Annotated in this window: 6 protein-coding genes and 1 rRNA gene (1 of these 7 only partly in view); 1 reads left to right on the top strand and 6 read right to left on the bottom strand. The window is 63.6% G+C overall.

Going from position 1 to position 8,002, the window contains the following annotated elements; all coding sequences use genetic code 11:
• Nucleotides 1–445, bottom strand: a 16S ribosomal RNA gene (locus BFL43_RS24675) (it extends 1,076 nt beyond the left edge of the window).
• Between the two features lie 885 nt (nucleotides 446–1,330).
• Between BFL43_RS24675 and mftM the strand changes: the two genes are divergently transcribed.
• Nucleotides 1,331–2,167, top strand: coding sequence for a mycofactocin oligosaccharide methyltransferase MftM (mftM, locus tag BFL43_RS24670; protein WP_084895667.1), 837 nt, complete (start codon nucleotides 1,331–1,333; stop codon nucleotides 2,165–2,167).
• Here the strand turns inward: mftM and BFL43_RS24665 are convergent.
• The 5 genes from BFL43_RS24665 to BFL43_RS24645 form a co-directional block, all read right to left on the bottom strand.
• Nucleotides 2,164–2,832 carry a response regulator transcription factor gene (locus BFL43_RS24665; protein WP_084895665.1) on the bottom strand — a complete coding sequence of 223 codons (669 nt, stop codon included), beginning with the start codon at nucleotides 2,830–2,832 and terminating at the stop codon, nucleotides 2,164–2,166. The genes mftM and BFL43_RS24665 overlap by 4 nt on opposite strands.
• Nucleotides 2,832–4,196, bottom strand: a complete 1,365-nt coding sequence (locus tag BFL43_RS24660) for a GAF domain-containing sensor histidine kinase (RefSeq protein WP_084895663.1) — start codon at nucleotides 4,194–4,196, stop codon at nucleotides 2,832–2,834. Before BFL43_RS24660 ends, BFL43_RS24665 begins: the two co-directional genes overlap by 1 nt.
• Nucleotides 4,193–5,359: an iron-containing alcohol dehydrogenase gene (locus BFL43_RS24655; RefSeq protein WP_084895661.1), complete on the bottom strand. Its 1,167-nt coding sequence runs from the start codon at nucleotides 5,357–5,359 to the stop codon at nucleotides 4,193–4,195. Before BFL43_RS24655 ends, BFL43_RS24660 begins: the two co-directional genes overlap by 4 nt.
• A 63-nt stretch (nucleotides 5,360–5,422) precedes the next feature.
• The gene (locus BFL43_RS24650; protein WP_084895660.1) at nucleotides 5,423–6,928 is read right to left on the bottom strand and encodes a VWA domain-containing protein; all 1,506 of its coding nucleotides are present in this window, start codon (nucleotides 6,926–6,928) and stop codon (nucleotides 5,423–5,425) included.
• Nucleotides 6,929–6,934: 6 nt separating this feature from the next.
• Nucleotides 6,935–7,990 (bottom strand): MoxR family ATPase, encoded by a 1,056-nt coding sequence (locus BFL43_RS24645; RefSeq protein WP_084895658.1) that lies wholly within the window; start codon nucleotides 7,988–7,990, stop codon nucleotides 6,935–6,937.
• Nucleotides 7,991–8,002 lie beyond the last annotated feature (12 nt).

The raw sequence follows: 8,002 nt of genomic DNA, 5'->3' as shown, positions 1-8,002 counted from the left end.
TCGTCCCTGGTGAAAGAGGTTTACAACCCGAAGGCCGTCATCCCTCACGCGGCGTCGCTGCATCAGGCTTGCGCCCATTGTGCAATATTCCCCACTGCTGCCTCCCGTAGGAGTCTGGGCCGTGTCTCAGTCCCAGTGTGGCCGGTCGCCCTCTCAGGCCGGCTACCCGTCGTCGCCTTGGTAGGCCATTACCCCACCAACAAGCTGATAGGCCGCGGGCCCATCCCAAACCGCCGGAGCTTTCCACCACAAAACATGCATTCCGTGGTCATATTCGGTATTAGACCCAGTTTCCCAGGCTTATCCCAAAGTTTGGGGCAGATCACCCACGTGTTACTCACCCGTTCGCCACTAATCCACCAGCAAGCTGGCTTCATCGTTCGACTTGCATGTGTTAAGCACGCCGCCAGCGTTCGTCCTGAGCCAGGATCAAACTCTCCATGAAAACCTTCCAAAAACCATCCCCCAAAAAGGGAGACGCTTTTCAAAAAAATATGTCCTGAAGAGATTCCAAAATCCCAACCAAACAAAAACTGACACCACCACAGGACTCAAAACCTGCGATGGGATCAAAAATAAAATATCTAACTAATGCCGGCACCACAACCATCACCAACCAAACCCCCCACAAAGGAAGTTTCGTCACCGTGACAGAAGCAGCACCTAAATGGCACTAACAATCCATCGACACACTATCGAGTTCTCAAAGAACACACCCCCACCGACTTCGACACCCACAACAGGCGCCATCCCGGCAAAGATATTTGTTTCTAGCAGATGTTGTCTCCGTCTCGGAGGCAACTCTACCAGCCTACCTGGTCTACATCCCGGGCGCAACTCCCCGTTTTGAGGCGGTTCGTAGCACCCACGGTCGTGCGACCTCGGGCCACCCACGACGATACGCTCCACACTGAAGTGGACTCGTTTCCATCCTGGGCGATCAACGTTGTTCCTTCAGGAAAAACATCCCGTCGGTGTTTTTGGCTACCCGGACTCTCGCTCTCCGGCGCCTCACTCGCTGACTTGAAGAAAGTTACGGGAGACGCGTCCGCGGCGTCAAATCGCCTGGACGACAGTGCCCTTCGCGCATGTTTTCGCAGGTCAGAGACGAACGACCGCGCCGATTCAGGCATCTGGAGTGTCGGACACATGAATTCCCGACGCTGTGATGCCTGACACCGTGCCGCTGTCAGCGCGTCCTGTTGACAACTGCGTCCTGGGCCCGCGGGCTCTGACAGCCGGTTGAAGGCACCAGAACTCACCCTTTGGACAGGCGCGGCGACCCTTTGGACAGTTACCGGCACGCGTGGCGTCGCCGTAGCGTCAGAGAATGTCGACCCCCACCCTGCTCCGGCGGCGGTACGTTTCGAAGTCCGTTGTCGTGCAGCAAAGTTCGGTTCCGCCCGGATACCGTCGCAACAGTCTGCTGGCCTGGGCACATGACGAGACCGGCACGCTCGACATCCGCCACGCCCTGACAACCGACACCATCTCGGACGCGCTGATGATCGGTGAACTCGTGCAGTTGGTGAACGCAGGGGTGCTCTCGGGGCAACAACAGTTCGAGGACGCTGCGATCGGCTTGATCCTCACCTGCGGCGACAGCCCTGATTCCTGTTGGCAGGCGTTCTACAAAAACTCACTCGCCGAACTCGAGTCCGGCCGTTCGCCCTTCGCCCCGATCCACCGGCGCGCGCTGTCTCTGCTGCGGGGATCGCATGTCTTGGAGGTGGGCAGCTGCTTCGGCTTCTTCGCGTTGCGCGCAGCCGCCGCGGGCTTCAATGTCTCGGCCTGCGACATCTCACCTGGCGCAGTCACCCTGCTGGGAACGGCAGCCGGCCACCTGGACCTGAGCGTCCACACGCAGGTCGGCAACGCCGTCGAGTTGCCCTACCCCAGTGACTCCGCCGATACCGTCACCCTAATCCACCTGCTGGAACACCTGACCGACCAGGTCGACGTGGCCATCGACGAAGCGCTGCGGGTGGCGCGCCGGCGGGTGGTGATCGCGGTCCCGTTCGAAGAAGTACCCAGCCCCCACTTCGGCCACCACCAGCAACTGACCTCGGAAACCCTGGTCACCTGGGCTGCGCACGCGGACCACCGCGGCGCGCGGATCTTCACCGACCACGGAGGCTGGCTGGTCTTGCAGCCACCGTGCGTCTAGATCAAACCCCGCTTGCTCGCCGAGTACACCGCCTCGGTCCGCTTGCTGACCCCGAGCTTCCGGATGATGTTGCGGATATGGAACTTCACTGTCGATGGTGAGATGAACAGGGTCTCGCCGATCTTCTTGTTGGACAACCCGTCTGCCATCAGTTGCAGCACCTGCCGTTCCCGATCGGTCAGCGTTTCCGAACTACCCTGACCGGTGACGGCACGCAGTACCACCGCCGCACTACGGGGGTCGAAAGCACTGTCACCACGGGACACGGATTTGATGGCGCGGACGAGTTCCGTGGTGTCGATGTCCTTCACCACGTACCCCTTGGCGCCACTACGGACGGCCCTGACCACCAACTCGTCGTCGAGAAATGTGGTGAGCACCAGCGCAGCCACCGATGGGTAGCGCTTGGACAGTTCACTGATCAGACGAAGCCCCTCGTAGTCGGCACCTGCGGTCAGCTTGAGGTCGACGACCATCACGTCCGGCGAACAGCGCGGCACACCGTCGAGGGCTTCGGCCACCGTGTTGGCCTCCCCCACCACCGAAATGCTGCTTTCCCGTTCCAGCAGCGACCGCATCCCCTCGCGCAGCAGTGCGTGATCATCCACCAGCATCGTGCGGATCGGTCGGGTCCGTTCGCCGCGTTCGCGATCGATGACGTCCATCAGTTGTCCACCTTCTGTGTTGTCGGGATCTCGACCACTACGCGAACACCACCGAGACGGGAGCGCCGGATTCGTAGATCACCGCTGAGTTCTGTTGCCCGCGAACGCATGTTGGCCAACCCGTGATGCCGGCCGGAAAGATCACCGACCGTTGCGGTGCGCATCACCCGCCGCATGTGGTCGGGTTCGCCGCACCCATCGTCGTCGACAGTCAACCGCACTTGAGACTCGGCGTAGGTCAGGGCGACCTTGGCGGTCGTGGCGTGCGCGTGGATCGCGGTGTTGAACAGCGCTTCACCGGCGATCCGCAGGATCGCGTGCTGGACCTCGTGTGACAGATCCCGCTGCCTGCCCACGACTTTGACGTCGGTACGCAGATCGGCAGGCATGTGCATGGAGCAGAGTTCGTCGAGGATCGCCGCCAGGTCTCCCTCGCCGGCGGACGTCGCATGGTTGAGGGTGTAGATCACCGACCGCACCTGCTCCACTGCGTCTTTGGTCAACTTCCCCGCCACCGACAACCGATCGGCCAGAACGGGGTCGGCATCAATTCTGCAGACCTCGATCTGCACCCCCGCCGACAGCACGGACTGTGCGACCGAGTCATGGAGTTCTCTGGCGATCCTGGAACGTTCGGTGTTGAGAACCTCCTGGCGCATGGCCGCGGACAACTCACGCTGGGTACGTTCGAGCTCGGTGTTTCGCTCTGCCAGATGCGCGGCGTGCAGTCGGCTCTCGTCGTAGGCCTGTTCGGCCCGATTCAACAGGTGTCGACTTTCTTCGAACAGTGCGGCGTTCAGTAGTGCCACGGTGGCCTGCCCGGCCAGGATTCGCAGCACCACCACATCGGACGGATCTACGGTGTGAGTCAGCGGCATCCAGGCCGAGAGTCCGCCGACCACCTCCCCGTTCAGTTCCACCGGGACGTGCACATGATGGTCGTCGATGACGGGCCTGCCCAGCCGGACCACCTGACCACGCAGGATGTCGTTGAGTCGGTTGAGGACATCGTCGGGCAGGTTGTTCGGTTCAGCTGCCGACTCGACCCCCTCGAAGGCGTAGACCACACCGCTCGAGTCCATCATCAGGTGACGCGGACCCGTGCGCTCGAGTCGGCCATCGCTGAGGGCGAACAGCACCCAATCCGCACCAAGGTGTTCACGTGCGGCGTCGAGTACCGCGATAACCAGGGTCTCCGGCCCTTCGGCGGTTCGCACCAGTGCCCGCGAGATCCGTTCCAGCGCGCCGACCACCCGGGTCAACCGCTGTTCGACACCTCGGAACTGCGCGTAATGGGTGCCCTTGACCGAACGCAGTCCGACCAGCGATTCCAGATCGCCGGAGGTGTCCGGCCGCGGCGTCACAGCGCTTCCAGATATATACCCGCAACGGTGTCCTGGTCGGGCCGGCGCGGGTTGGTGGTCATACACGAATCGGCGAGCGCGTAACCGGACAGCGTCTCGATGTCTGCCTTCTCCACTCCGAGCGGGGTCAGTGTCTCCGGCATCCCGATCCGTCCGGCGAACTTCGCTACCTCATCGGCCAGACGTTCCGCGACATCCATGGACGAACCATCGGTGGAGATCCCGACGGCTGCGGCCAAGTCCACGAATCCATCAGCACAGACATGCGCGTTGTAGCGGATGACGTGTGGAAGCAGTACTGAATTGATGGCACCGTGCGGTGCGTCGCAGTGTCCGCCGACAGGATGACTCATGGCGTGCGCCGCACCCAAGATCGCATTGGTGAAGGCCATCCCGGCCTCCAGCGAGGCGTGCGCCATCGCCACCGAGGCCACCGGGTCCGCCGGATTGTCCACCAGGCGCTCCAGGTTGCGCCACGTCGTTGAAATTGATTGCAGGGCAAAGGTGTCCGTCATCCGGCTGTGTGCAATCGAGACGTACGCCTCGATGCAGTGGGTCAACACATCCATCCCGCATTGCGCGGTGACCTCGGGTGGAACGGTCGCCAGCACCCGAGGATCGACGACGGTCACATCCGGCACCAGGCCACGACCGATGATCGTGATCTTGGTACCCCGGGCCGGGTCGTTCACGATGCAGAACTGGGAGACATCCGAACCACTGCCCGCGGTGGTCGGAATGGCGACCACGGGCGGAAGCGGCCTGCTCGCGCGGTCGATACCTTCGTATTCGAGAATGTGCCCGCCGTTGGAGGCAAGGATGGCGACCCCCTTGGCGGCGTCGATCACCGAGCCGCCACCGAGCGCGATGATCCCGTCGCAGGCGAAGCGCTCGTACCTCTCGAACGCGGCAGCGATCTCACTGACCCGTGGGTTCGGCGAGACGCCCGTGAACCGTTCGGCGCGCAGGCCCACCGACGCGATCTTCGCCGTGAGTTCGTCGTACCAGGTGGTGGCGCCCACTCGCATGTCGGACACCAGCAGTGGCCGGCGCATGCCCAGGCGCGATGCAGCGAGAGCGGCTTCTGCGAGCGCGCCCTCTCCGATGATCATTTCCGGCGCATGAAACTTCACCACCCGGGGCGAAGGCGTGTTGCGCATCATCTGTCCATTCCTACTCCGATGCGCAGCACGCGACCGCGGGTTGGGGAGGTTCCGCCCCGGCACTCATGACAGTGCCGTACCGATCTCGTCGGCCCGCTCGATCAACTCCGCCGCATCACGCGCCGACACGACCGTGTCGCAATGCCTCGAATAGTCGGTCATGTCGCATCCCGCCTGGTTCCAGTACCGGCTCGGTTCAGGGGTGATCCAGGCGAGCCGGTGGACCCGGCGCCTGAGTTCGCCGAGCAGTTCCGGATGGCCGGCAAAACCGTTGCTGCGGGCATCACCCACGAAGAGCACGCTGGTCCGCCGATCGAGCAGTCCTCCGTGGATCGACAGCATTCGTTCGAGAACGAGCCCGTAATCGCTGGTCGCGGACAGGTCCAGTCCGGGCGCCGACAACACTCGGGCCAGCGCGTCGTCGCCGCCGCCGACCAGCAAAGGAGTCGTCACGTCGACCGGATCGTCCACGAACGCGAGCACGGTGCAGCGGTCAGCGATGTCGTGTAGCGACTGCGACATCCGCAAGATGAAACCCGCCACCGGCCGCACCGAGAGGGACACATCGGCGACGATGAGCAGGCGTATCCGGCCGGGAACGCGGGTACGCCGAAACAGACGGACCGGATCGCCATCTGTCTTCAGAGCGGCACGCAGCGTATGCCGGATCGCGAGCCTGCCACCACCCTGCGATCGTGCTCGCATTCGAGGAGCACCTCGCATCCGGCGGACGATGCGATGGCACGCCTGGTCGAGATCGGCTCGAGTCACCGTTCCCACCTCGCCGGCCGGCGTCGCCGGAGAGTCGGTCGGCAACGGAGGGGTCAGCGCGTCGACAAAAGCCTCGATGGCCGCCATCAGATGGTCCAACTGCGCGGCGGTGAGGTCTTCGTCTCCCGCAGTCCCGTAAGCGTGCCGGGCGTCGTATCGGTCGAGACCCGCGAGCACAGCCTGCGCATCGGTGACGGTCAGAACGCCCGAGCGCACCCGCATCGGCGAGGAAGCCATCTCCCCCACCTCCGCCGCACCCGCGTTGTCGACCTCGATGGTGTACGTGATGCCACCGGACACCGAATCCGAATCGGGATCCACCGCCAGTGATTCGGCACCCGAGGACACCGTGAAGTCGTCCTCTTCCCGATGTGCGGAATCGCCGTGCCGCTCGGCGCCTTCGGGATCGCTTTCCATCAGGTCGCCGATTTCGTCGGTGTGCTCGTCGGCGCCGATCATCCGAGACGCTCCTTCGAACTCCGAGTCCCAGGCGAAGTCTTCCGGCAGACCGCCGGCCGTGCCACGGACCTTGGGCAGCGCATCATCGCCGCCTGCAGCCGCCGGCCCGTCGACGAACAGTGCCTGGAACACGACAGCGAAGGCGTCGACCTCGTAGTCGTACTTGACCATGACCGACTGCAGCGCGGGCCGCAGTGTCTCGATGTCGCCACCGATGAGCGCCAGGACCCGGCGGGCCTCGATCGTCTCCGCGGGTGACACCCGGACCCCTCGCCGGCGCAGCATCCGGCTCAGAACCCCGGCCACGACATCGAGTGCGGGGTCTCTGATGATGACCATGAGGGGTTACCGCCGACTCGATGACCGGGCTCGGCCTGCTCCGAATGCCGCCGAGGTGACGGATCCTCGTGGGCTGCTGCCGTCGGCAGCGATCTCCGGGCCGCCGCGCGCGCACGTCGAGGCGTTGTCTGAGCTCAGGTGCTCCAGGGCGGTGTCGACGTCGGCCCCGAACTTCACGAGCAAGGAGAGCAACGCCCTGGTGCGCTCAGTTGAATCGTCCCCCAGGATCGATGCCGCCCGGGCCGCGTCGATGACCTCGGCGATCGACGGACTCTTGCGAAGCGGGAGCTTCCGCAAGCGCCCGGCGAGTTCCACCACATCGGCGACCGCCGCCTCCTCGACCTCAGGGGCCCGCGACGCCACGATCTCCCGTTCACGCGCAGCGTCCGGATACTCGACGGAAAAGTGCACACAACGCCTCTTCAGTGCTGCGGACAGTTCGCGGGTGTCATTGGAGGTCAACACGATCCATGGTTCCGAACGAGCAGTGAAGGTGCCCAGTTCGGGAATCGTGACCTGGCGCTCGGCCAGCACCTCCAACATCACCGCTTCCATCGCCTCATCCGTGCGGTCGATCTCGTCGATCAACAACACCACCGGCTCCGGTGAGAGGATTGCCGCCAACAGCGGTCTCGCGACCAAGAACTCCTCGGTGAAAACACCGACATTCGTGCGCGCCAGCGCCGCCGAGGCGGACGACAGGTCCTCAAACGCCGACAACTCCGCCGTGATCCGATCGCGGAGCATCTGGACATGCAGCAGTTGACGGGCGTAGTCCCATTCGTACAACGCACGAGCGTCGTCGAGACCCTCGTAGCACTGCAATCTGATCAACCGGCGGCCCGAGGCCGCTGCCAAGGACTTCGCGAGTTCGGTTTTGCCCACTCCCGCAGGCCCCTCCAGCAGCAGCGGCCTGCCCAGCACGGTTGCCAGATGGACCACCACCGAGAGGTTGCGGTCGATGACGTAACCCTCACCACGCAAAGCCTCCGCAAGGCACTCTGGATCATCGAAAGCCAAAGCGTCCGAATCGGTCTGACTCACGTCCGCCAACTCTGTCATGCCGTCCTTCCT

This window comes from Williamsia sp. 1135 (assembly GCF_002095395.1).
Classification (GTDB): Bacteria; Actinomycetota; Actinomycetes; order Mycobacteriales; family Mycobacteriaceae; genus Williamsia.
The sequence above is the reverse complement of the archived record's forward strand: the minus strand, read 5'-3'. Positions and strand labels throughout refer to the sequence as shown.

Excerpts from the sequence above, each read along its gene's own strand:
- mftM (WP_084895667.1), top strand. The coding sequence starts at position 1,331 with ATGTCGACCCCCACCCTGCTCCGGCGGCGGTACGTTTCGAAGTCCGTT.
- BFL43_RS24650 (WP_084895660.1), bottom strand. The coding sequence starts at position 6,928 with ATGGTCATCATCAGAGACCCCGCACTCGATGTCGTGGCCGGGGTTCTG.
- BFL43_RS24665 (WP_084895665.1), bottom strand. The coding sequence starts at position 2,832 with ATGGACGTCATCGATCGCGAACGCGGCGAACGGACCCGACCGATCCGC.
- BFL43_RS24645 (WP_084895658.1), bottom strand. The coding sequence starts at position 7,990 with ATGACAGAGTTGGCGGACGTGAGTCAGACCGATTCGGACGCTTTGGCT.
- BFL43_RS24655 (WP_084895661.1), bottom strand. The coding sequence starts at position 5,359 with ATGATGCGCAACACGCCTTCGCCCCGGGTGGTGAAGTTTCATGCGCCG.